22 protein-coding genes are annotated in these 23,744 nt (G+C 40.6%); 21 read left to right on the top strand and 1 reads right to left on the bottom strand.

Annotation, left to right across the window (positions count from 1 at the left end; all coding sequences use genetic code 11):
- Positions 1 to 3: 3 nt before the first annotated feature.
- Positions 4 to 2,493, bottom strand: coding sequence for a heavy metal translocating P-type ATPase (locus CS931_RS03150; protein ID WP_099204297.1), 2,490 nt, complete (start codon positions 2,491 to 2,493; stop codon positions 4 to 6).
- 227 nt (positions 2,494 to 2,720) lie between these two features.
- On the opposite strand from CS931_RS03150, the gene CS931_RS03145 reads away from it, so the two are divergent.
- From CS931_RS03145 to purD, 21 genes are all read left to right on the top strand, one after another.
- A complete protein-coding gene (locus tag CS931_RS03145) occupies positions 2,721 to 3,074 on the top strand; it encodes a winged helix-turn-helix transcriptional regulator (protein ID WP_099204296.1) in 354 nt (117 codons plus the stop codon).
- A 218-nt stretch (positions 3,075 to 3,292) separates the two neighbouring features.
- A complete protein-coding gene (locus tag CS931_RS03140; protein WP_099204295.1) occupies positions 3,293 to 3,556 on the top strand; it encodes a hypothetical protein in 264 nt (87 codons plus the stop codon).
- A gap of 30 nt (positions 3,557 to 3,586) precedes the next feature.
- Entirely contained in the window at positions 3,587 to 5,110 is a 1,524-nt protein-coding gene (xylB, locus tag CS931_RS03135; RefSeq protein WP_099204294.1) for a xylulokinase, read from the top strand.
- Positions 5,111 to 5,178: 68 nt separating this feature from the next.
- Positions 5,179 to 5,766, top strand: coding sequence for a uridine kinase family protein (locus CS931_RS03130; protein ID WP_099204293.1), 588 nt, complete (start codon positions 5,179 to 5,181; stop codon positions 5,764 to 5,766).
- 130 nt (positions 5,767 to 5,896) lie between these two features.
- A complete protein-coding gene (dusB, locus tag CS931_RS03125) occupies positions 5,897 to 6,868 on the top strand; it encodes a tRNA dihydrouridine synthase DusB (RefSeq protein WP_099204292.1) in 972 nt (323 codons plus the stop codon).
- 38 nt (positions 6,869 to 6,906) lie between these two features.
- On the top strand, positions 6,907 to 9,498 hold the full coding sequence (polA, locus tag CS931_RS03120; protein WP_099204291.1) for a DNA polymerase I: 2,592 nt from the start codon (positions 6,907 to 6,909) through the stop codon (positions 9,496 to 9,498).
- Complete coding sequence (locus CS931_RS03115; protein ID WP_099204290.1) at positions 9,482 to 10,021, top strand: arsenate reductase/protein-tyrosine-phosphatase family protein; 540 nt, start codon at positions 9,482 to 9,484, stop codon at positions 10,019 to 10,021. The genes polA and CS931_RS03115 overlap by 17 nt, the downstream gene beginning before the upstream one ends.
- Before the next feature lie 15 nt (positions 10,022 to 10,036).
- Positions 10,037 to 10,498, top strand: a complete 462-nt coding sequence (gene rimI, locus CS931_RS03110; protein ID WP_099204289.1) for a ribosomal protein S18-alanine N-acetyltransferase — start codon at positions 10,037 to 10,039, stop codon at positions 10,496 to 10,498.
- Between the two features lie 18 nt (positions 10,499 to 10,516).
- Positions 10,517 to 11,524 carry a tRNA (adenosine(37)-N6)-threonylcarbamoyltransferase complex transferase subunit TsaD gene (gene tsaD, locus CS931_RS03105; protein ID WP_099204288.1) on the top strand — a complete coding sequence of 336 codons (1,008 nt, stop codon included), beginning with the start codon at positions 10,517 to 10,519 and terminating at the stop codon, positions 11,522 to 11,524.
- A gap of 156 nt (positions 11,525 to 11,680) precedes the next feature.
- The gene (gene epsC, locus CS931_RS03100; RefSeq protein WP_370738175.1) at positions 11,681 to 12,349 is read left to right on the top strand and encodes a serine O-acetyltransferase EpsC; all 669 of its coding nucleotides are present in this window, start codon (positions 11,681 to 11,683) and stop codon (positions 12,347 to 12,349) included.
- A gap of 121 nt (positions 12,350 to 12,470) precedes the next feature.
- Positions 12,471 to 13,877, top strand: a complete 1,407-nt coding sequence (gene cysS / locus CS931_RS03095) for a cysteine--tRNA ligase (RefSeq protein ID WP_099204286.1) — start codon at positions 12,471 to 12,473, stop codon at positions 13,875 to 13,877.
- A gap of 80 nt (positions 13,878 to 13,957) precedes the next feature.
- Positions 13,958 to 14,884, top strand: coding sequence for an alpha/beta hydrolase (locus CS931_RS03090; RefSeq protein WP_099204285.1), 927 nt, complete (start codon positions 13,958 to 13,960; stop codon positions 14,882 to 14,884).
- Positions 14,885 to 14,913: 29 nt separating this feature from the next.
- Positions 14,914 to 16,257: a 30S ribosomal protein S12 methylthiotransferase RimO gene (gene rimO, locus CS931_RS03085; protein WP_099204284.1), complete on the top strand. Its 1,344-nt coding sequence runs from the start codon at positions 14,914 to 14,916 to the stop codon at positions 16,255 to 16,257.
- 289 nt (positions 16,258 to 16,546) lie between these two features.
- On the top strand, positions 16,547 to 16,879 hold the full coding sequence (locus CS931_RS03080) for a phenylpyruvate tautomerase MIF-related protein (RefSeq protein WP_099204283.1): 333 nt from the start codon (positions 16,547 to 16,549) through the stop codon (positions 16,877 to 16,879).
- Positions 16,880 to 16,949: 70 nt separating this feature from the next.
- Positions 16,950 to 17,450: a 5-(carboxyamino)imidazole ribonucleotide mutase gene (gene purE / locus CS931_RS03075; RefSeq protein WP_099204282.1), complete on the top strand. Its 501-nt coding sequence runs from the start codon at positions 16,950 to 16,952 to the stop codon at positions 17,448 to 17,450.
- Positions 17,451 to 17,515: 65 nt separating this feature from the next.
- Positions 17,516 to 18,748: an aminopeptidase gene (locus tag CS931_RS03070; protein ID WP_242964884.1), complete on the top strand. Its 1,233-nt coding sequence runs from the start codon at positions 17,516 to 17,518 to the stop codon at positions 18,746 to 18,748.
- Positions 18,749 to 18,769: 21 nt separating this feature from the next.
- Positions 18,770 to 19,801, top strand: a complete 1,032-nt coding sequence (purM, locus tag CS931_RS03065; protein WP_099204281.1) for a phosphoribosylformylglycinamidine cyclo-ligase — start codon at positions 18,770 to 18,772, stop codon at positions 19,799 to 19,801.
- Entirely contained in the window at positions 19,795 to 20,445 is a 651-nt protein-coding gene (purN, locus tag CS931_RS03060) for a phosphoribosylglycinamide formyltransferase (RefSeq protein WP_099204280.1), read from the top strand. The genes purM and purN overlap by 7 nt, the downstream gene beginning before the upstream one ends.
- Complete coding sequence (locus CS931_RS03055; RefSeq protein ID WP_099204279.1) at positions 20,433 to 21,149, top strand: IMP cyclohydrolase; 717 nt, start codon at positions 20,433 to 20,435, stop codon at positions 21,147 to 21,149. The genes purN and CS931_RS03055 overlap by 13 nt, the downstream gene beginning before the upstream one ends.
- 80 nt (positions 21,150 to 21,229) lie before the next feature.
- On the top strand, positions 21,230 to 22,405 hold the full coding sequence (locus CS931_RS03050) for a phosphoribosylaminoimidazolecarboxamide formyltransferase (RefSeq protein WP_200814929.1): 1,176 nt from the start codon (positions 21,230 to 21,232) through the stop codon (positions 22,403 to 22,405).
- A gap of 24 nt (positions 22,406 to 22,429) precedes the next feature.
- Positions 22,430 to 23,701 carry a phosphoribosylamine--glycine ligase gene (gene purD, locus CS931_RS03045; protein ID WP_099204278.1) on the top strand — a complete coding sequence of 424 codons (1,272 nt, stop codon included), beginning with the start codon at positions 22,430 to 22,432 and terminating at the stop codon, positions 23,699 to 23,701.
- Positions 23,702 to 23,744: the final 43 nt, after the last annotated feature.

Raw genomic sequence — 23,744 nt, 5'->3', positions numbered from 1 at the left:
ATATTAATGTTCTGCTTTAAATCTTTTTAAGCGTAGTGCATTAGTGAGTACCGAAACAGAGCTCAAACTCATAGCAGCTGCAGCAAACATCGGGTTCAGCAAAGGACCGCCGAAGGCATAAAGGAGACCGGCAGCAATAGGAATTCCAACTGTATTGTAGCCGAATGCCCAAAATAGATTTTGTTTGATATTGCGAATCGTTTGATGGCTGAGTTTGATAGCGGTGACGACATCCATCAAATCAGATTTCATAAGAACGATGTCAGCTGATTCTATAGCCACATCTGTGCCAGAGCCAATTGCAATGCCGACATCGGCCTGCACAAGAGCGGGTGCATCATTTATGCCGTCACCAACCATGGCAACAACCATATCTTTGCCTTGCAGCTTTTTCACCTCATTAGCTTTATCTTCTGGCATTACTTCTGATAGAGTAGACGTTATACCGACTTGTCTGGCAATTGCTTCGGCTGTTTTTTTGTTGTCACCAGTAATCATTACCGTTTGAATGCCCATTTCATTTAGCGTGCGAATAGCTTTTTGACTGCTGGCTTTCACAACATCTGCCACGGCAATAATGCCAGCAAATTTTCCGTTAGAGGCAACATACATGGGGGTTTTACCTTCATTTGCTAAATGGTCAGACTTTTCCTGGTAATCTTCAATTGATACAGCAGATTCTTTCATAAGCTTGGCGTTTCCTATTAAAATAGTCTTGCCGTCGATGACGGTTTGAATACCAAGTCCGGTTAAAGCCTGAAATTCCTCTGTCGGAAGAATAGAAAGATTTTTGGATTCTGCATTTTCAACAATGGCTTTTCCGAGGGGATGTTCTGAGTTTTTTTCAGCCGAAGCTGTAATTTGAAGAAGTTCATCCTGACTCATACCGGTAGCAGTAATTATGTCGGTTACTTGTGGTTTACCTTCTGTGATTGTACCAGTTTTATCAAAAACAATAGTTTTAATTTTGTGAGCTGTTTCAAGGGCTTCGCCGCCTTTGATGAGTATCCCGTATTCAGCGCCTTTTCCGGTACCAACCATAATAGCAGTCGGTGTTGCTAAACCAAGAGCGCAAGGGCAAGCGATGACAAGAATAGAGATGAAAATCTTGAGAGTAAAAGTTATGTCACGAGTGACAGCAAACCAAATAACCGCAGCAACAATGGCAAGAATCACAACAATAGGAACAAAATATCCAGAAACGATATCAGCCATTTTGGCGATAGGAGCTTTCGAGCCTTGAGCTTGTTCGACAAGTTGAATGATTTGCGCCAAAGCAGTATCTTTTCCGATTTTAGTTGCTGTGAATTGAATAGAGCCATTTGCGTTAATAGAAGCAGCGTAAACGGCATCACCCACTGCTTTATCAACAGGCATGCTTTCACCAGTCAGCATAGACTCATCGATAGAAGTTTGACCGCTGAGAACTGTGCCGTCTACCGGAATTCTGGAACCTGGTTTCACGACAATGACATCGCCTACTTGAACTTCTGCAATAGGGACTTCAGATTCAATGCCGTTTTTTAGAACAATAGCAGTTTTAGGTGCTAGACCCATTAATTTTTGAATTGCTTCGCTTGTTTTACCTTTAGAACGTGCTTCAAGGTATTTGCCAAATAAGATTAGCGTGATAATGACACCGGCAGATTCAAAGTAAAATTCAGGCATAGCCATCGTATCACCATGTGCCATAGAAGGTTGGCTAAAAACAAATAACTCATAGATACTATAAATCATAGCGGCACTGGTACCAATAGCGATAAGCGAATCCATATTAGGACTTCGCTGCCAAAGTGTTTTAAAACCCACAGTATAAAACCGATACCCTACGGCAATAACAGGAATCACAAGTGCAAGTTGAACCCAGCCATATCGCAGGGGATGATGCATAGGAGAAAGAAAAGAAGGGACAGGTAAAAAAGGAATCATAGGAGCCATAGCAATGTATAGAAGCGGAATCGAAAAGATAGTAGCGATGATTAGTTTAGTGCGCATCACAAGCAGTTCTTTTTCCTTTTTTGCCTGTTTTGTTTCTGGTGCGCTGTCCTTAGCAGCAACGGGCTTATAACCTGCCTTTTTCACGGCGTCAAATAAATCTGCCTGTTTAATCTTTTGCGGGTCAAAATGAACCAATGCATTTTCGGCAGCCAAATTAACGGCTGCTGAGGTAACACCGTCAAGAGCCTGTAAGGCCTTTTCAACACGTTGTGAACAAGCGGCACATGTCATTCCTTCTACCGCAAAAAAAGCTTGGTTGTTAGCAGAAACAGGAGCGTCGTTGGATTCTTCTTCTAATTTATAGCCTAATTTATCTACCAGCTTTTGAATATCTTGGGGCTTGACTTCGTTTTCGTCGTATTCAAAATAAAGCTTTTCGCTGGCAAAGTTAACATTGGCAGATTTAATACCGTCTGCCTGTGAAACTGCCTTTTCAATGCGCTGTGCACAAGCAGAACAACTCATGCCGTCTATTAAAAAAGTTTGTTTTGTCATTATATTGTTTCCTCCTCAAAAAATAATATCAATTATTTAAATATGAATTTGACGAGAAGTGTTTTCTCTGCTATTATTATATTAAGTTCTATACAATTTTACAAGTATGCACAATAATGTAATATACTATACAAAAAGATAGTATAGCAGTTCGTTAGCTTATCTACAAAAAATAATAGTGATAGTTAGCAGCCTATAAGTTTAGTATGGCTAAGAAAGGAGAAAACATGAAACGGAAAATTGAAGAATTAGAGTGCCCGGTTGATGTAGGTTTAAAAATGATTGGAGGAAAATACAAGGCTCTCATTTTGTGGCACTTATTGTCTGGTACCATGCGAAACGGACAAATTCAAAAGTTTGTTCCACATGCAACTCCTAAAATGCTGACACAGCAGCTACGTGAGTTAGAAAGTGACGGTTTGGTTTGCAGAACGGTATATCCCGTAGTACCGCCTAAAGTAGAATACTCCTTAACTGCACTTGGTGAAAGCCTCAAGCCTGTCTTGATTGCTATCTATGATTGGGGCGCTACCTATATGCAAGACAATGAGATTGACATCTGCTGTTCTATGGAACGTTAAAACAAAAAAACAGAGATATGTGAGACACTTTTGTGGAAATTTATAAATTGAAAAAATATAGTAAAAAAGCTTGACAGTAATACCTAGTGCGTGATATACTCGTATCAACGAGTTAGCTAAGACTAATTAGCTGGAACTAACCAAGAGCTAACTTCCTTAAAATTGATTACATCGATCCTAAATATACATATTTTCATTTTCCTTGCCGAAAGGTCCCTGTGAGTTACACACAGGGATTTTTCATGTTTATTTATAAATTAGCTATAGCAATGTATTTTAGAAAGATTTCCAGCCAATGCCTAATTTTACTGCATAATTTTCCTGCTAATAATATAGAAAGAAAATTAAGCGGGAGAAAACAAAAGACAGGAGAAATACTGTCTCGAAATTTGATGTTTGGTGGAGATAAAATAGAAAGATACACAAAAAGCATTGACAATAAGCGTAGAATGAGCGAAAATATAACAACTAAGATAGTTTAACGAGAAAACAAATGCAGAGAGGGAAAATAAATGGAATATCTAATTGGTATTGATTTAGGAACAAGCGGAACAAAAACAGTTTTATTTGACCGTGAAGGTACGGTCATGGCTAACAGCACAATCGAATACCCTATGTATCAGGAAAAGAACGGTTGGGCAGAACAAGATCCTGACGATTGGTGGCGTGCGGCAGCAGATACGATTCAAGATGTTATTAAGCGTACAGGGATAGATGCCGGAGAGATTAAAGGAATTGGTATTTCTGGTCAAATGCATGGCCTTGTCATGCTGGATGCTAAGGGCAAGGTTCTTCGTAAGTCAATTATTTGGTGTGACCAAAGAACAGCAGCCGAGTGTGAAGAAATCACACAAAAAGTGGGCGCCGAGCGTTTGATTGAAATCACAGCAAACCCTGCTTTGACAGGATTTACAGCATCTAAAATTTTGTGGGTGCGCAATAACGAACCTCAGATTTACAGCCAATGCGCCCATATCTTACTGCCAAAAGACTATGTTCGCTATAAATTGACAGGAGATTTTGCTACAGAGGTTTCTGATGCTTCAGGCATGCAGCTTTTAGATGTGCCGAAGCGCCAATGGAGCCAAGAAGTGTTGGATAAATTGGATATTGATATAAACTTGCTGCCGAAAGTGTATGAATCACCCGAGGTAACAGGTGTTATTTCAGAAGAAGCTGCTAAACTGACTTCCCTTAAAGCGGGTACGCCTGTTGTTGGCGGTGCAGGCGACAATGCCGCAGCTGCAGTAGGTACTGGAGTTGTAACAGACGGCAAAGCTTTTACCACTATTGGTACTTCGGGGGTCGTATTTGCTCATACCAGTGATATTTCCATTGACCCCAAAGGCAGAGTACATACTTTCTGCTGTGCTGTACCGGGTGCATGGCACGTAATGGGTGTGACACAAGCAGCAGGTTTATCGCTAAAATGGTTTAGAGATAATTTCTGCACAGAAGAAATCCAAGCGGCAAAAGGTTTGGGCGTTGATCCCTATTACATTATGGATCGGCAGGCAGAACGTTCGCCGATTGGCTGTAATCGTCTGCTGTATCTTCCTTATTTAATGGGAGAAAGAACCCCTCACCTTGACCCTGATTGCCGTGGTGTGTTCTTTGGACTTTCCGCCATGCACAGCAAATATGATATGCTTCGCGCTGTCATGGAAGGCGTGTGTTATTCTCAGAGAGATAGCGTGGAGATTCTGAAAGGAATGGGCGTCACGCTGAATGAAATGTATGCCTGTGGCGGCGGTGGAACTTCTCCGCTCTGGCGTCAAATGCTGGCCGATACTTATAATTGTCCTGTAAAGACAGTAAAGTCAAAAGAGGGTCCCGCGTTAGGTGTGGCAATTTTAGCTGGTGTAGGAGCTGGCTTGTATCCATCTGTTGAAGCTGCTTGTGAAACCATGGTGCAGACGAATCCGGAACAGTTACCAATTGACGAAAATGTACCTCGATATGAAGCTTATTACGATGTATATCGTTCGATTTATCCGGCATTGAAAGACAACTTTAAAATGCTCTCTAAAATTTAATTTTAACTAACTGCCGTGGATACAAATTCACGGCAGTTTTACTGATTTCAAGGGAGGCTGATTACACAATGCAAAATCTAAAAATAGACTTTTTTTCGGGGCTAGAAAAAGAAATAGAAGCACAACTAGAGCAAAAAGAAACTGTAACCATTGCAATTGACGGGCGGTGTGGTTCAGGCAAAACTACCTTAGCTGGCTTGTTGGCTGCTAAATTTGATAGCAATGTCTTTCATATGGATGACTTCTTCTTGCCGCTTGAACTCAGAACAGCCGAACGCTTGCAAGAAATAGGCGGCAATTTTCATTATGAACGTTGGGAAAGGGAAATAGGCGAACATTTACGAGATAAAGCCCCATTTTCATATCAGATTTTTGACTGCTCTGTGATGAAAATAAACGCAGCTAAACTCGTTACTCCCAAACGATTGAATATTATTGAGGGAAGCTATTGTCTTCACCCTAAGCTGCAAAAATATTATGATATTATGGTTTTTGTAACGGTGAACCCGGAGATTCAAAAAGCAAGAATTCTGAAGCGGAACGGACAAGAGAAATGGAGTCGTTTTGAATCGGAATGGATACCAAAAGAAGAGATGTACTTCCAGACTTTTTCCATTCAAGAAAAAGCAGATTTCTGTTTTCTGACAGATTCTTGACTGGTAAATGAGAAAAAAATTAATAAAATTTAAAAGTGATTCATGACTTTTAAATCAAAGTCTGTTATACTATAACGTGGTTAATTATGAAATAGACAAGCTGAAAAGTGTAAAATATAAGCGAGGAACAATGAAAATAGGAAAGATTAAATTAAAAGGAAAGGCGATTTTGGCGCCTATGGCTGGCGTGACAGATTTTGCTTATCGTGAAATTTGTATGCAGATGGGTGCGGGCTATGCTGTGACAGAAATGGTGAGCGCAAAAGCCTTGGAATATGAAGACAAGAAGTCATTTCATATTGCTGAATTAGATGATAAAACAAGGCCGGTTGCAATTCAGATTTTTGGAGACGAACCTAAAACCATGGCTCTGGCAGCAAAAAAGTTGATGAAATATAGGCCCGATGCTATTGATATCAACATGGGGTGTCCTGTGCCAAAAATTGCGGGTAATCGCAGCGGTAGCGCTTTAATGAAACATCCCGAGTTATGCGGGGAGATTGTAGCGGCGATTCATAAGGCTGTAGATGTGCCTGTAACAGTAAAAATCCGTAAAGGTTGGGATGAAAACTTAATTAATGCACCTGCAGTGGCAAAGATTTGCGAGCAAGCCGGAGCGGCGGCCATTGCGGTTCATGGCAGAACGAAAATGCAGATGTATACGGGTCAAGCTGATTGGAATAGTATTAAAGCAGTAAAGCAGGCAGTTGAAATTCCTGTAATCGGAAACGGAGATGTCACAAGCGGAGAAAAAGCGGCGCAAATGCTGAAAGACACCGGTTGTGACTTTGTTATGGTTGGCAGAGCAGCTATGGGGAATCCGTGGATATTTGATGATATTAATCAATATCTAAAAGCAGGCACTCCTGCCGTAAAACCTACTTTAGATGAGCGAATAGCGGTTATAAAGAAACATATTGAAACGCTTTGCGGCAGAAACGGTGAAAATCGAGGAATGCGTGAAGCCAGAAAGCATGTAGCATGGTATTTCTTTGGTCTGAAAGGGGCAGCGGAATGCCGCCGCCGAGCGGGAGAGTTGAGCGTACTTGATGATTTATATCGGTTACTGGATGATGTTTATCGAATGAATCAAGAAGAATAAAATATGGGATTTAGGCTCTGCGAAAGGATGAAATAAGCATGAAATTATTGGTATTAGATGGAAACAGCATTGTGAACCGAGCATTTTATGGTGTGAAATTGTTGTCCACAAAAGACGGCACGTATACCAATGCCGTTCATGGCTTTTTTAGGATGTTTAAAAAGTTATTGGACGAAGCACAGCCTGATGCTACCGCAATTGCCTTTGATTTGCCGGCGCCTACCTTTCGTCATAAGCGTTTTGAAGGATATAAAGGAAAACGGAAAGGGATGCCGGAAGAATTGGCACAGCAAATGCCGATTATCAAAGAGCTGCTAACAGATATGGGGTATCAAATCGTTAGCTGCGAGGGCTGGGAAGCCGATGACATCTTAGGTACATTGGCGGCCGCCTGTGAGAAAGCCGGCAATTCTTGCATGATTGCAACGGGAGACAGGGATAGCTTGCAATTAGTTTCAGACAGCACCACAGTTCGATTGGCATCGACTAAATTTGGTCAGCCACAAGTTACTTTGTATGATGTAGCCAAAATTCAAGAAGAATACGGTGTAGAACCCAGACAACTAATTGATATCAAAGCGATTCAAGGAGACACATCCGACAATATTCCCGGTGTAGCAGGAATTGGGCAAAAAGGTGCTGCCGAGCTGATTCAAAAATTTGGAACATTGAAGGCAGTTTATGACAATATAGAGGATTCCTCTATTAAAGCCGGTATGAAAAAGAAGTTGGAAGAAGGAAAAGAAAGTGCCTTTTTGAGCTATGAGCTGGGTGAAATCAGAAAAGATGCACCTGTCGAAACAGACATTCAAGTGTATCAAAAGAGTGAGACTAATCATGCGAAGATTTATGCTGCGTTAGCCAAACTTGAATTATTCAAATTGATTGAAGAATGGAACATTGAAACGAACCAAACCACTCTGCAAGAAAGCGGAGGGGACTCTGTGGCCACTTCTGATAGCATTACCGTTCAAATACTGGCAGATGGAAGTGCTGTACTTGCCCGTTGTGCTGATGAAGGGAAAGCGGTTTTCTATACACAATATGACAAATCAGGAAAGATCGAAAAAATGATTTTTGCTATAGAAAAGGAGTTTTTTGAGTTTGCTCCGTCAGAATCATTTCTTCGAGCCTTTTTCACTAGCAGTATACCTAAATACACCAGTGATGTAAAACTGTTGCATAAAGCAGCACTTAAAATGGGTATCAATGGTGTCAAAAAAATTGCGTTAGATACTACTTTGGCATCCTATCTAATCAACCCTTCGTCAGGCAAGTATGAGATACCTCGTTTGGCGGCAGAGTATCAGGTTTCTATGGGTGGTCAGGAAGATGAAGGCATGCAGTCTGCTGTTGCACTGCCGGAGATTTGCAATCGATTGGAAGCAGAAATCAAAGAAAATGCACAAGAAAAGCTGTTGCAAGAGATTGAAATTCCACTGGCGTTGGTGCTTGCCAAAATGGAGATAGTTGGTTTTTATGTAGATAAACAAGGCATAGCTGAATATGGGCAGACTTTACAAGTGCAGATTGAAGATTTGCAGACGAATATCATTAGAGAAGCGGGAATGGATTTTAATATCAATTCGCCAAAACAGCTCGGAGAGATTTTGTTCAGTGAAGATAAATTAGCCTTGCCACATGGCAAGAAGACTAAAACGGGTTGGTCTACCAATGCAGAAGTGCTCGAAGAAATCAGGGGTTTGCACCCTATTGTAGATTATGTGCTGGAATACCGCACGTTGAGCAAGCTGAAATCCACTTATTGCGATGGACTAACTAAGCTGATTGATGAAGATGGTCGAATTCACTCCAGCTTTAATCAGACAGAAACGAGAACAGGACGTATTTCCTCTACTGAACCCAATTTACAGAATATCCCCGTCAGAACGGCAGTAGGTCGTGAGCTGCGCAAATTTTTTGCCGCAGAACATGGGATTTTGGCAGATGCCGACTATTCTCAGATTGAACTGCGTGTGTTGGCGCACGTTGCCGATGACGCTCAAATGCAAGAAGATTTTAGAGAAGAAAGAGACATTCACACGGCAACGGCGGGCAGAGTGTTTGGGCTTCCGCAAGAACTGGTCACCTCAGAGATGAGAAGCAAGGCAAAAGCCGTCAACTTTGGCATTGTGTATGGAATCGGCGCGTTCTCGCTTTCGAAAGATATTCATGTTTCGGTGGCAGAAGCAGGGGCATACATTAAAGAATATCTGAAAAACTATTCTGGTGTTGACAACTATATGAAAGCAGTTGTGGAAGAAGCAAAAGAAAAAGGCTATGTCGAAACTCTCTTTGGCAGAAGACGTTATCTGCCTGAAATCAAAAGCAGCAATTTTAATATGCGCTCGTTTGGCGAAAGAGTAGCACGTAATATGCCGATTCAAGGTGCGGCAGCTGACATCATTAAAATTGCGATGATTCGCGTTTCAGAGAGAATTGAAAAAGAAAATTTGCAAGCTCGCTTAATCTTGCAGGTTCACGATGAATTGATTGTGGAGTGTTCTGAAGATGAAAAGGAATCTGTGAAGAAAATTTTGGAAGAAGAAATGGAAAAAGCGGCGAATCTTGCTGTGCCGCTGAAAGTTGAAGCTAATTTTGGGGAAACATGGTATGATGCAAAAGCATAAAATGAAAAGCGCAGAACGGGAAAAAGAATATATGCCGCCGGCAAGTGTGGTAAAAGTGCTGTTCGTTTGCACAGGAAACACTTGCCGAAGCCCCATGGCAGAGGGGATTTTTCGTCGATTGATTGAAAATGGCGCAGAGCAGGAGCGAATCTTTTGCCAAAGTGCTGGGTTATCGGCGGTAGAGAATATGCCGGTTTCTGAAAATGCAGTGTTGGCGTGTGCCGATGTTGATATGGATATCAGTGCTCATAAAGCCAGACGTATCAAACCAATCGACACACAAATTTGGGATTTATACTTCACGATGTCGAGTACACACGGCTACATTTTAGAAAAGGCAGGTGTGCCGGGAAATAAAATATATATTCCGTCTTACATACCCGACCCTTTTGGTAAGGATTTGGATGAATATAGAAAATGCCGTGAGAAACTTGAAAAAGAAGTGAAAATATTCTATAATACTGTTGTTCAGAGAATGTTAATTTTAAAAGGTGGATCAGTTGGATCATCTTATATGGACTAATAGGGGTTAATTTGCATGAAAATCGAAAATAGTGAATTAGGGAACATGGAAATCGTAAAAATGACGAAAGATCATACAGAAGCACTGGCTGATCTTGAAAAGCTGTGCTTTTCAGAACCATGGAGTAAAAAGTCGCTTGATGACATGGTAGATCATGCTTCGGCTTATTTCGTCACAGCACTGCATGACGGGAATATACTAGGTTATGGCGGCATGCATTGTTCTATAGATGAGTTTTATATTGATAATATTGCTGTCTATCGTCGGCATAGAAATAAAGGAGTTGGATCTGCAATTATCAATAATTTGGCAGATGAAGCAAAGCGTAGGGGCGGAAAATTTATCTCTCTTGAAGTAAGACTTTCTAATAAAGCGGTCGATTTATATAAGCGTTTAGGTTTTGCCGAAGAAGGCAGACGCAAGAATTTCTACACGCAGCCAAGAGAAGATGCTTTGATTCTGACAAGACGATTTTAAAAACAGAAAGGCTTTCATATGTATATACTGGGCATAGAGACTTCCTGTGATGAAACGGCAGCTGCTGTTGTAAAAGACGGTAGGCAAGTGCTTTCTAATGTAGTTGCTTCACAGGTAGAAGAACATAAATTGTATGGGGGCGTTGTTCCCGAAATCGCTTCTCGCCGACATAGTGAAGTGATTTCACAGGTGGTTCAAAGTGCGCTTTCAGAAAGTGGAGTGGCACTTTCCGAAATTGATGCAATTGCCGTAACATATGCCCCCGGACTTATCGGGGCTTTGCTGGTGGGCGTGAATTTTGCCAAAGGTCTTGCCATGAGTGCAGAAAAACCGCTGATTCCGGTTCATCACCTGAGAGGGCATATTGCTTCCAATTATATCAGTCATCAAGAACTGAAGCCACCATTTTTATGTTTAGTGGTCTCGGGGGGACATAGTCATATCATACAAGTTGAAGATTATACAAAGCTGACAGTTATCGGAAAAACCAGAGATGATGCTGCCGGAGAAGCCTTTGACAAAGCAGCACGATGTATGGGGATGTCTTATCCGGGCGGCGTAGAAATGGATAAAATAGCGGAAGATGGAGATGAAAATGCATTTCGTTTTCCCCGACCCAAAGTGGATGGTGCTCCGCTTGATTTTAGTTTCTCCGGTCTTAAGACATCGGTTATTAATTTAATGCACAAAGCTAGTCAAAAAAACGAAAATTTGCCAATACCTGATTTAGCTGCTTCTTATCGTAAAGCGGTAGTTGAGTATCTCACTGACCATTTTATGCTAGCAGCTAAAATGACATCTAGCAGCAAGTTGGTTGTGGCAGGGGGAGTATCGGCAAACCGTCTGCTTAGACGAAATTTACAGGTGCTGACAGAACAAAGCGGCAAAAAATTATATGTACCAGAGTTAAAATACTGTGGAGACAACGCAGCGATGATTGCATCTCAAGGTTATTATGAATTTTTAGAGGGAAATATAGCCTCTATGAATTTAAATGCATGTGCGCAGCGCGATATCTCTTTATGATAGAATAAAACCTATTTCGATAAATTCGTTGAAAAATGAGTTTGTGATGTAATTTTGTCAAGGACGCTGCATGGTAGCAGGATACGCCACCTCACTGTGCTGAAAAGAAATATAAGATTGTGTTAGATTTTAGTACAGTATTCCTATCCTGTAATCATGGAGTGTTTTAGTATGTTTAAAAACTTAAAAACAGAAATTGATGCCATTATGGAGAGAGACCCGGCTGCTCGTTCTCGTGCAGAAGTCTTCTTCTTATATTCAGGCTTTAAAGCGGTGCGTTCTTATCGGCTGGCTAATTGGTTTTATCGTCATAATCATCGTTTTATAGCTAGATTGATTTCACAAAGATCTCGCAGAAAAACAGGTATTGAGATTCATCCAGGTGCTACAATTGGCAAAGGACTTTTTATTGACCACGGTATGGGCGTAGTCATTGGTGAAACAACAGAAATTGGTGACAATTGTACGCTGTATCAAAACGTGACTTTAGGGGGAACAGGAAAAGACTGCGGCAAACGTCATCCTACTCTGGGCAACAATGTGTTGATTGGTGCAGGTGCTAAGGTACTGGGTCCTTTTAAAGTGGGAGATAATGCTAGAGTGGCTGCGGGCGCGGTTGTATTGGAAGAAGTACCTGAAAACGCCACAGCGGTAGGTGTTCCTGCTAAAGTAGTGAGAGTGAATGGTGAAAAATTACAGACCAGTCTGTTAGACCAGATTCACATTACTGACCCAGTCTCGGTTGAATTGCAAGACTTGGGCGAAGAAGTTAAAAAACTGAGAAAACTGCATGAAGAATGTGAAGAGCGAAATCGAAATAAATAGATATTTATCTATAACTATAAATTCCTTTTGTTTTTGTCAATAAAGGAGAAATTAGATTTAAAATAGTGATAATGTATGTGCAATACTTTTGACATTAACAGAAGAAAGGACGTCATATTCCATGAAAATTTTCAATTCATTAACCAGACAAAAAGAAGAATTTGTTCCTTTAAAAGCAGGTGAAGCGACTATCTATGCCTGTGGTCCGACTGTTTATAATTTGATGCATGTGGGCAACGCCCGTCAAATTTGCGTGTTTGATACTTTGCGCCGCTATTTTGAGTTCAGGGGCATAAAAGTGACTTATGCGCAGAACTTTACTGATATTGACGACAAAATCATCAATCGTGCCAATGAAGAGGGAACAGATTATTTGGCAATTTCTCGCAAATACATTGAAGAATACTTTATAGATGCACATGGATTGAATATAAGAGATGCTGATATTCATCCTAAAGCGACAGAAAATATTCAAGAAATCATTGAGATTATTAGTGTACTAATTGAAAAAGGCTATGCTTATGCTACAGAGAGTGGCGATGTCTATTTCAGTACGGCTCACGATGAATATTATGGTAAGCTTTCTCATCAACCGTTAGAAGATCTAAAGGCTGGTGCCAGAATTACGGCAGGCGAAGAAAAGAGAGAACCTGTTGATTTTGCTGTCTGGAAATCAGCGAAACCGGGAGAACCTTATTGGGATTCACCATGGGGAAAAGGTAGACCGGGTTGGCATATTGAGTGTTCGGCAATGGTTCGTCATTATTTTGGCAAGACAATTGACATTCACGGCGGCGGCCAAGATTTAATTTTTCCGCACCATGAGAATGAAATTGCTCAGAGTGAATGCTGCAATGACGCTGAACTTGCAAACTATTGGGTGCATAACGGTCACGTAAACGTTGACAATAAAAAAATGAGCAAATCTCTCGGCAATTTCTTTACTGTGCGTGAGGTCGCAGATAAATATGGATATGAATCGATTCGTTACCTCATGATTTCTTCTCATTATCGTTCACCCATGAATTATAGTGTAGAAAGCATTGAACAAGCAGTTGCTTCGCTTGAAAGACTCTACAATTGCCGCGATAATCTATTGTTCTTGCTTGAAAAAGCAGAGTCAGGGTTAAAAGATGGCGAAAAAGAAATTGAAGCACAACTTCTTTCTTATCAAGATAAATTTATTGCAGCGATGGATGATGATTTGAACACAGCCGATGCGGTTTCTGCCATTTTTGAGTTGGCAAGAGAAATTAACACAAAACTAAATTTGAGCACGATGCCGTCTAAAGAGCTGTGCCAAAATGCACTTAATCTTTTCTTGAAATTAAATGATACGCTAGGTATTCTTTATAAAAGCGATGAATCAGAACTAGATAAAGAAATTGAAGCACTGATTCAAAAACGTAATGAGGCTCGCAAAAATAAGGATTGGGCAACAGCAGACGCAATCCGTGATGAGTTGACGCAGAGAAAAATTGTTTTAGAAGATACACCCAGCGGTATTAAATGGCGAATTCAATCTTAAAAAAATGACAAACAGCGATTTTGGCTGCTATAAATGCATATAGTATCAATAAGATATTCAATTTAATTTGAGGTGATAAAATGATCCCCGCAATCCTCGTGTTGTCAGTTTTGTTTCTCTTATTTGTCTTGGTTTCTTATTGCCTTTTCTATTTTGCTTGTGTGAGAGTATATACGCTTTCAGATGAACCGGCAGGCACTTGGAAAAAATATGCGGATCGTATTTATGACTGCCGAAAGTGGCTTAGAGATCACACAACAGAAAAAATAGAATGCACATCCTTCGATGGGTTGAAGCTGATCAGTTTGTTTGTTCCTGCTGAAAACCCAAAAGGCACAATTATCGTTATGCATGGTTATCGCTCTCGCTCGGATATGGATTTTGTGCCGGAAGTTGAGTTTCTGAATGGTTTAGGCTACAATTTATTGGTTGTCATGCAGCGAAGCCATGACGAAAGTGAGGGAAAGTACATCACTTTTGGTGTAAAAGAGCGTTTTGATTGTAAGATGTGGGCAGAGTATGTTGCAAAAAGATTTGGTAATGAACAAGATATCTTTTTGTCGGGGATTTCGATGGGGGCTGCGACTGTGCTAATGGCTTCTGGGTTAGATTTACCGTCTAATGTAAGAGGAATTATTGCTGATTGCGGGTTTACATCAGCATGGGAAATCGTAAAAAGAGTTGGCAAAAAAGATATGCACTTGCCGTGCTTTCCTTTCGTGTACGGCGTAAATTTCTTTGCCAAAAGACTTGCAAAATTTGATTTGAAAGAGTATTCTACTTTAGATGCCATGAAGTTGAATAGGCTGCCGATTTTGTTTATTCATGGAGATGCAGACGATTTTGTCCCAATTACTATGACGATGCAAAATTATAAGGCTTGTAAAGCACCAAAAGAACTCTTGGTTATTCGAGGTGCAGCACATGCTACATCTTATTTATCAGATACAGAACTTTGTCAGAAGGCCATTCTAGATTTTGTGAATCAATATGCGGTTAACAAGTGAAATTTTATAGATAGAAAAGGGAATGGAAGATGAAAAAAACGACGGTCGGTATGGTCAATTTGGGTTGTGCCAAAAATCAGGTAGACGGTGAAGCAATTTTAACTGCCTTGCGCAAAGATGGCTTTATCATTAAAGAAGATGCTGCGCTTGCTCAAGTCGCGATTGTCAATACTTGTGGTTTTATTGACGCTGCCAAGAAAGAAGCAGTTGACGAAATTTTAGAATTAGCTAGACTAAAAGAAGAGGGTAAAATTCATAAAATTGTGGTGACAGGCTGCTTAGCAGAGCGCTATCAAAAAGAGATTCATGAAGAAATCCCTGAAGTAGATGCTGTTGTGGGTATCGGTGCAAATGCTCGCATTGGCGGTGTAATTCGTGAGATGCTGTCAGACGGTTATGCAGAAGCTTTTCCAGAAAAAACAGAACTTCCCATTTGCGGTGAACGTGACTTTTCCTTGATGTCAACGCCCTCTTATTTCGCATACATAAAGATTTCAGAGGGTTGTAATAACCAGTGTGCATTCTGCGCTATTCCAGCGATTCGCGGCCCGTTCCGTAGCAGAACAATGGAAGATATTGAACAAGAAGCCAAAGAACTTGCGGCAAACGGAGCAAAAGAAATCATTTTGATTGGGCAAGATACGACACGTTATGGGCAAGATTTGTATGGAGAATATAGCCTTGCAAAGCTCCTGAAAAAACTGTGCAAAGTCGATGGTATTCGTTGGATACGTACACTTTATTGCTACCCCGAAGCAATCACAGACGAGCTTTTAGATGTAATGGCTTCGGAAGAAAAGATTGTTAAATACATTGATATTCCGTTGCAACATGCTTCTGGTGCGGTACTCAAGTCTATGCGCAGAGTAGGTGACAGAGCCTATTTAACAGCGTTGGTCGGCAAAATCAGAGAAAGAGTGCCAGGTATTGTGCTTAGAACAACCTTCTTGGTAGGTTTCCCCGGGGAAACGGAGGGGGATTTTGCTGAGCTTTCTGAATTTGTGAAAGAAATGCGTTTTGAGCGCATGGGCTGCTTCCCGTATTCTCAAGAAGAAGGAACGCCTGCAGCTGAAATGGACAACCAAATTGATGCCGAAATAAAAGAGCGCCGAGCAGAAATTCTAATGGAAAAGCAAATGAATATTTTGCAGGAAGATGGCGAGAAACTGATTGGTACTGAACTTGATGTTTTGGTAGAAGGTTTTGATCGATATGCTGAATGTTGGTTTGGCCGTTCTTTCCGCGACGCGCCCGAAATCGACGGCAAAATATTTTTCACGGTAGAAAATAAAAAGCCAGTACTAGGAAGTATTGCAAAAGTTCAAATTAATGAATGTATAGATGCTGATTTATTTGGCGAATTAATCCAGTGAAATAAAAAAGGAGTAGGGAGAAATCTTCCTAGCTCCTTTTTTTATTAATTTAAGAAAAATAAAATGAGAGCAAAGGCATTTCACTTGCTAATTTAAAATGGTTTCTGAACTAAACTGACAACTTTTTGTCTCTTTGAGGAATATTTTTTTGCGATAAGCTCATCGGCAATCCCTTGATATTTTTAGCTATACCGTGTATACTTGTTAAGGATTTGTTTGTAGAACTCCTCGCACTTTGTAAGTTTTACAAATAAAATTCAGCATATAAAGCCAGAAAGAGGGTTGCAGTATGCCATATATTGATGTGAATCTTAGCTCTGCTTTGTCAGTAGAAAAAGAAACTATTTTAAAAAAAGAAATCGGTCAGCTGATTGCACTGATTCCAGGCAAAACAGAAAGCAGTTTGATGATTCAATTTAAGGATTGCTGTCGTCTGTGGTATAATGGCAAAAATGAAGAACCAATTGCCTTTGTAAATGTTATGTTACTTGGAAAGGCGTCAAAAGATTCTTATGATGCATTGACTGGTGGGTTAATTCAGTTATTCCAACAAGAAATGGATGTGCCCGCAGCCAATACTTATGTTAAATTTGAGGAAGTTCCCGATTGGTGTTGGGGATGATATTGTGACGTGTATTTTCATACACGTTTTTTATTTTTTATATTTTGTAGCGAAACAGGAGGAAGATGAGATGAGTAAGAAAGTAGCAGTTATTATGGGAAGTGACAGTGATTTCCCGGTGGTTTCAGGTGCTGTTAAGCGTTTAAAAGGTTTGGATATTCCGGTAGAGGTACATGTCATGTCAGCACACCGTACACCTGATTTATCGGCCGAGTTTTCTAAGAACGCCAAGAAAAATGGATTTGGTGTGATTATTGCCGCCGCTGGTAAAGCCGCACATCTTGCCGGTGTTTTAGCCGCTCACACAACTCTTCCTGTAATTGGCATTCCCATCCAGTCTTCCACCTTAGATGGTTTGGATGCTCTTTTGGCAACGGTGCAGATGCCGGCTGGAATTCCTGTTGCAACAGTGGCAATTGGCGGGGCGGAAAACGCAGCCTTATTGGCCGCTCAAATGCTGGCACTTTCTGATGGAGAATTAGCAGAAAAATTGGACAGAATGAAAGAAGAAATGCAAAATGCTGTTATCGAAAAAGATAAAGCATTGCAAGCAAAAATTGCCGAATTATAAGGAAGCGTTTAAAATAGTATTAATTGAGGATTAAACCTTCCTATCGACGGAAAAGGGTGGTCATCATGATTAAAAAGATGGTATTAAAAAAATATGCACAGCTTATTGTTCGTTCGGGTGTGAATCTGCAAAAGGGGCAGGGGTGCTTAATTTATGCCCAGGTGGAGCAATATGAATTTGCTCGTGTTGTCGAAGAAGAGGCCTATAAAGCAGGTGCTGGCTGGGTGATGATGATGTGGCTGGATCAACCCTCCACAAAGTTGAAATACAAAAATGAAAGCTTAGATACACTTTCGAAGGTGCAAGATTGGGAAGAAGCTCGTCTACAATATTTTGTCGATCAACTTCCAGCACGAATTATTTTGGAATCTGCTGATCCCGACGGCTTAAAGGGTCTGGATATAGAAAAAATGCAAAAAGCCAACGCCTCTGTATCTAAGATTACAAAGCTTTATCGAGATCAAATGGAAAATGTTCATCAATGGACAATTGTAGCTGTTGCTTCTGAAAAGTGGGCGAAGAAAGTATTTCCCAATGATCGGGTTAGCACTGGTGTTGAAAAGTTGTGGGAAGCCATTTTGCAAAGTGTGCGTGTAAGCGAGGTTAATAATCCTATTGCTGAATGGAATGAGCACAATGCAAAGCTTAAAACTAAATATGAAAAGCTGAATTCGTATCAATTTGACTATTTGCACTATGAGTGTGAAAACGGCACTGATTTTAAATGCTGGTTGATTCCAGAAGCCAACTGGATGGGCGGCGGCGAAGAGCTTAAAAACGGCATTTTCTTCAATCCCAATATGCCGACAGAGGAAGTCTTTACTTCGCCCATGAAAGGCAAGTGTGAAGGAACGCTAGTGGCAACAGTACCGCTGTCTTATCAAGGAAATTTAATTGAGAATTTTTCGATTACCTTTGAAAATGGACGTGCTGTTTCATGCAAGGCTGAAAAAAATCAAGAGCTTTTAGAGAGAATGATTGCCATGGACGAGGGCTCTGCAATGATTGGCGAGCTTGCGTTGGTGCCCGATGATTCACCTATATCAAACAGCGGTATTCTTTTTTATAACACGTTGTTTGATGAGAATGCAGCGTGCCATGTGGCACTGGGCATGGGATTTGATAACGTCATGCAAGGATACGAAAACATGACCAAAGAAGAAATTAAGGCAAAAGGAATCAATGATTCAATTATTCATGTTGATTTCATGATAGGATCAGATAAACTGAATATCACCGGTTACACCAAAGACGGTGAAGCAGTTTCAATATTTAAAAATGGAAATTGGGCAATTTAAGATATTTTTGGAGGGCAGGAAATGAATAGTTTCAGCGACAGTTATAAGGCAGCAGGGGTAGATGTTACAGCGGGATATCAATCAGTAGAACTCATCAAAAAGCATATTGCTAGAACAAAAATTGATGGTGTGATGTCTGGTATCGGTGGATTCGGCGGTTTATTCCGTCCGAATCTTACCGGTATGAATGAACCTATTTTGGTTTCAGGTACAGACGGAGTGGGCACGAAGCTGAAAGTTGCTTTCCTAATGGACAAGCATGATACAGTGGGAATTGATTGTGTGGCGATGTGTGTAAATGACGTTGTTTGCAGTGGTGCAAGTCCTTTGTTTTTCTTAGACTACATTGCTTGCGGCAAAAACTTTCCTGAGAGAATTGAAAAAATTGTATCCGGTATTGCTGAAGGGTGTGTGCAGTCTGGCTGTGCTCTTGTTGGTGGTGAAACAGCAGAAATGCCTGGCTTTTATCCGGAAGATGAATATGATCTAGCCGGTTTCAGCGTGGGCATGGTAGACAAAGAGAAAATGTTGGAACCTGAAAAAATGCAAGCGGGCGATGTGCTCATCGGCATTCAATCTTCTGGCGTACATTCCAATGGTTTTTCTTTGGTGCGTAAAGTATTTGAGCTTTCTGAAAAGAATATCAATCTCCATATTGATGAGCTTGGCATGACTTTGGGTGAGGCACTCTTAACACCCACCAAAATCTACGTCAAATCAGCACTGGCTGCGATAGAATCTGCCAATGTAAAGGCAATTTCTCACATCACCGGCGGCGGCTTCTATGAAAATATTCCTCGTATGTTAAAACAAGGTTTATGTGCTAAAGTTGAGAAAACAGCTGTTCCTACTTTGCCAATCTTCAATATTATGCAAGTTAAGGGTGGAATATCGGAACACGATATGTTTAACACCTTTAACATGGGTGTGGGTATGTGTATGGCTGTCGACAAAAACGATGCACAAAAAGCAATGGATGCCATCAATGCGGCAGGTGAAACGGCGTTTGTTCTAGGAGAATTAGTCGAAGGCGAGGGGATTGAACTTTGCTAAAAATAGCAGTTTTAGTCTCTGGAGGCGGAACCAATTTACAAGCGCTGATTGATGCACGAGAAAGTGCACAAATTAAAAATGGTAACATCAACTTAGTGGTAGCAAGCCGCGCTGATGCGTATGCCCTAACGCGCGCGGAAAAGGCAAATATTCCTACTCGCGTTCTACTTCGCAAAAACTTTGATAGTGCAGAAGCGTATAGCGAAGGCTTAGCCGATTTATTGCAAGAAAATGAAATCGATTTAGTTGTGTTGGCTGGGTTTATGACGGTGATTTCAGATACCTTTGTGAAACAGTTTGAGAACCGTATTATCAATATTCATCCTTCATTAATACCTGCTTTCTGTGGCAAGGGCTTTTATGGACTGAAAGTCCATGAGGAAGCATTAGCACGCGGTGTAAAGCTGACAGGTGCAACAGCTCATTTTGTGAATGAAATTTGCGATGGGGGACCTATTATCTTACAAAAAGCTGTAACCGTACAAGAAAATGACACAGCAGAAACTTTGCAAAAACGTGTGATGCAAGAAGCAGAGTGGGAAATTCTTCCCAAAGCAGTGTCTTTATTCTGCGAAGGTAGACTATCTGTATCAGCAGGGAAAGTGAAAATAACGGAAAAAGGGGAACAGGCATGCAACCATTGAACATTGAAAAAGAACTTAGCGGAAACAGCTATCCGGGAAGAGGAATTTTAATTGGCAAAACGGCAGATGGAACGCATGCTGTTATCGCTTATTTCATTATGGGTCGAAGCGAAAATAGCCGCAACCGCATATTTGTGGAAGCAGAGGGTGGCATTCGCACAGAAGCTTTTGATCCCAGTAAATTAGAAGATCCATCTCTGATTATCTACGCTCCTGTAAGAGTGTTGGCAAATGAAGTCATTGTTACCAATGGTGATCAGACTGATACCATCTATAATTATCGTGAAAAGGGATTGAGCTTTACAGAGTCGCTACGAACACGTACCTTTGAACCTGATGAGCCTAACTACACACCCAGAATTTCAGGCATTTTAGATTTTGAGAAGAATGATTTCAGTTATAAAATGTCGATTCTAAAAAGTACAGATGGGAATGCTGATGCGGTTCAGCGGTTTTTCTATGAATATGTGCCGGTAAACGGTCTAGCTCATTTTATACATACGTATCAATGTGATGGTAATCCTCGTATACCGTCTTTTCAGGGAGAGCCTAAAGCAGTTACGCTTGCAGAGGATAGCATTGAAGTGTTTACTGAAAAATTATGGTCATCCTTAGATCAAGATAATAAGGTGTCTTTGTTTGTTCGCTATATCAATTTACAGTCAGGTAAAGAAGAAACCCGTATTATTAACAAAAATCAGTAACAACAAAAATAGATTGGATAATTCTGATAAGCACAATCTAAACGGATATACCTGCGCAAATGAAAGGGTGGTCACGAATTATGAACGAAATGCTCTTAAAATATGGTTGTAATCCCAATCAAAAACCTTCTAGAATTTTTATGGATAACGACACTGATTTGCCAATTCAGGTTTTAAATGGAAATCCCGGTTTCATTAATCTTTTAGATGCTTTTAATAGCTGGCAGCTTGTTAGCGAGCTTAAGATGGCAACAGGTCTTCCCGCTGCTGCTTCTTTTAAACATGTTAGCCCTGCAGGAGCAGCTGTGTATGTACCACTTTCAGATACATTAAAAAAGATTTATTTTGTAGATGACTTGGCACTAACACCTATCGCTTCTGCTTATGCTGCAGCCAGAGGTTCTGATAGAATGTCATCTTATGGAGATTGGGCAGCTTTATCTGAAATTTGTGATGAAGCAACAGCAAAGCTTCTTTCTCGTGAAGTTTCAGATGGCGTGATTGCACCCGGCTATACAGAAGAAGCATTGACCATTTTGCGTAAAAAACGTAAGGGAACTTATAATGTTGTGCAGATGGATACTAGTTATGTTCCCGCTGAAATTGAGAGGAAAACGGTATTTGGTATTACATTTGAACAAGGCAGAAATAACTTGAAAATTAATGAAAATCTTTTCAATGAGTTGCCGACTCAAAATAAAAAGCTGACACAGGATGAAAAAAGAGATTTAATTGTGTCTTTGATTACGCTTAAATATACACAGTCTAATTCAGTTTGCTATGTTAAAAATGGACAGGCTATCGGTGTAGGTGCCGGTCAGCAAAGCAGAATTCATTGCACCCGTTTAGCAGGAAATAAAGCAGACAACTGGTTTTTGCGCCAAGCACCTAAAGTGATGAATCTGCCATTTAAAAAAGATATTCGTCGTGCAGATCGTGATAACACAATTGATATTTATATCTCCGACGATTATATGGATGTGTTAGCAGACGAAGCTTGGACAGCGTTTTTTACAGAAAAGCCAGATGTTTTTACAAGAGAAGAAAGATGTGATTGGTTAAAAACTCAAACAGGGGTGGCTCTGGGAAGCGATGCGTTTTTCCCGTTTGGCGATAACATTGAGCGTGCATATAAGAGCGGTGTCAGCGTAATTGCGCAACCAGGTGGTTCTATACGTGATGACCATGTCATTGATACTTGTGATAAATATGGTATCGCCATGGCTTTTACCGGGATTCGTTTATTTCATCATTAAACAGTTAGGCAAGGAGGATAGGAAATGAAGATTTTGGTAGTGGGTAGCGGAGGACGTGAACACGCACTAATTCGTAAATTGAAAGAAAGCAGTAAAGTAGAAGAGCTTTATTGCGCGCCCGGTAATGGTGGTATTGCTGCTGACGCACAATGCTTGCCAATTCAAACAATGGATATTGATGGAATTGTAAAATTTTCTAAGGAAAATTCAATTGATCTAGTTATAGTTGCGCCTGACGATCCTCTTGTTGCTGGCATGGTAGACGCTTTACAGGCAGAGGGTATTAAAACATTTGGCCCTAATCAAAGAGCTGCTGAAATTGAAGGCAGCAAGGTTTTCTCCAAAGATTTAATGAAGAAATATCAGATTCCAACTGCGGGATATGAAATTTTTGCAGACTATGACAGTGCTTTGTCTTACATAAAAGAAAAAAATGAATATCCTGTCGTTATTAAAGCAGATGGACTTGCTTTAGGAAAAGGCGTCATCATCGCTCAAAATGAACAAGAAGCGGTTACCGGTCTACAGACTATTATGCAAGATAAAATTTTTGGTGCTTCAGGTAATCGTGTTGTCATCGAAGAATTTTTAACGGGACCTGAAGTATCCGTGTTAGCCTTTACAGATGGAACAACTGTCTGCCCGATGGTTTCCTCCAAAGATCATAAACGTGCCTATGATGACGATAAGGGCCCTAATACAGGGGGAATGGGCACCATCAGTCCTAATCCTTACTATACAGAAGAACTTGCCGATGAATGCATGAAAACAATTTTTATGCCGACGATAGAAGCAATGAATTCTGAAAATCGACCTTTTTCAGGTTGTTTATATTTTGGGTTAATGATTACGCCTAAAGGCCCAAAAGTAATTGAATATAATGCTAGATTTGGTGACCCTGAGGCTCAAGTGGTATTGCCAAGACTGAAAACTGACTTAGTTGACATTATGTTAGCCGTTTATGAGAAAAAGCTAAACACGCTGAAAATTGAATGGTCCGATGAAGCCTGCGCTTGTGTTATTATGGCCAGTGGCGGTTATCCTGGCAATTATCCAAAGGGTATCGAAATTAAAGGATTAAATGAGAAAGCGCAAGTGGACGGTGCGACGGTCTATCATGCTGGCACAAAAGCGGAAAATGGTAAAATTTTGACCAATGGTGGTCGAGTGTTAGGTGTGACAGCAAAGGCGAAAAACTTGTCAGAAGCATTGGATAAGGCATATCAAGCAGTAGAAAAAATTAGCTTCGAAGGTGCTATGTACCGTAAAGATATTGGAAAGATTAAATCAATATAACGCCACTGGCTAGGGGTTAGGTACTGTTTCATATTCCTATATA

Origin of the sequence: Scatolibacter rhodanostii (genome assembly GCF_900197595.1) — a bacterium.
Lineage (GTDB): Bacteria > Bacillota > Clostridia > Oscillospirales > Acutalibacteraceae > Scatolibacter > Scatolibacter rhodanostii.
The sequence above is the reverse complement of the archived record's forward strand: the minus strand, read 5'-3'. Positions and strand labels throughout refer to the sequence as shown.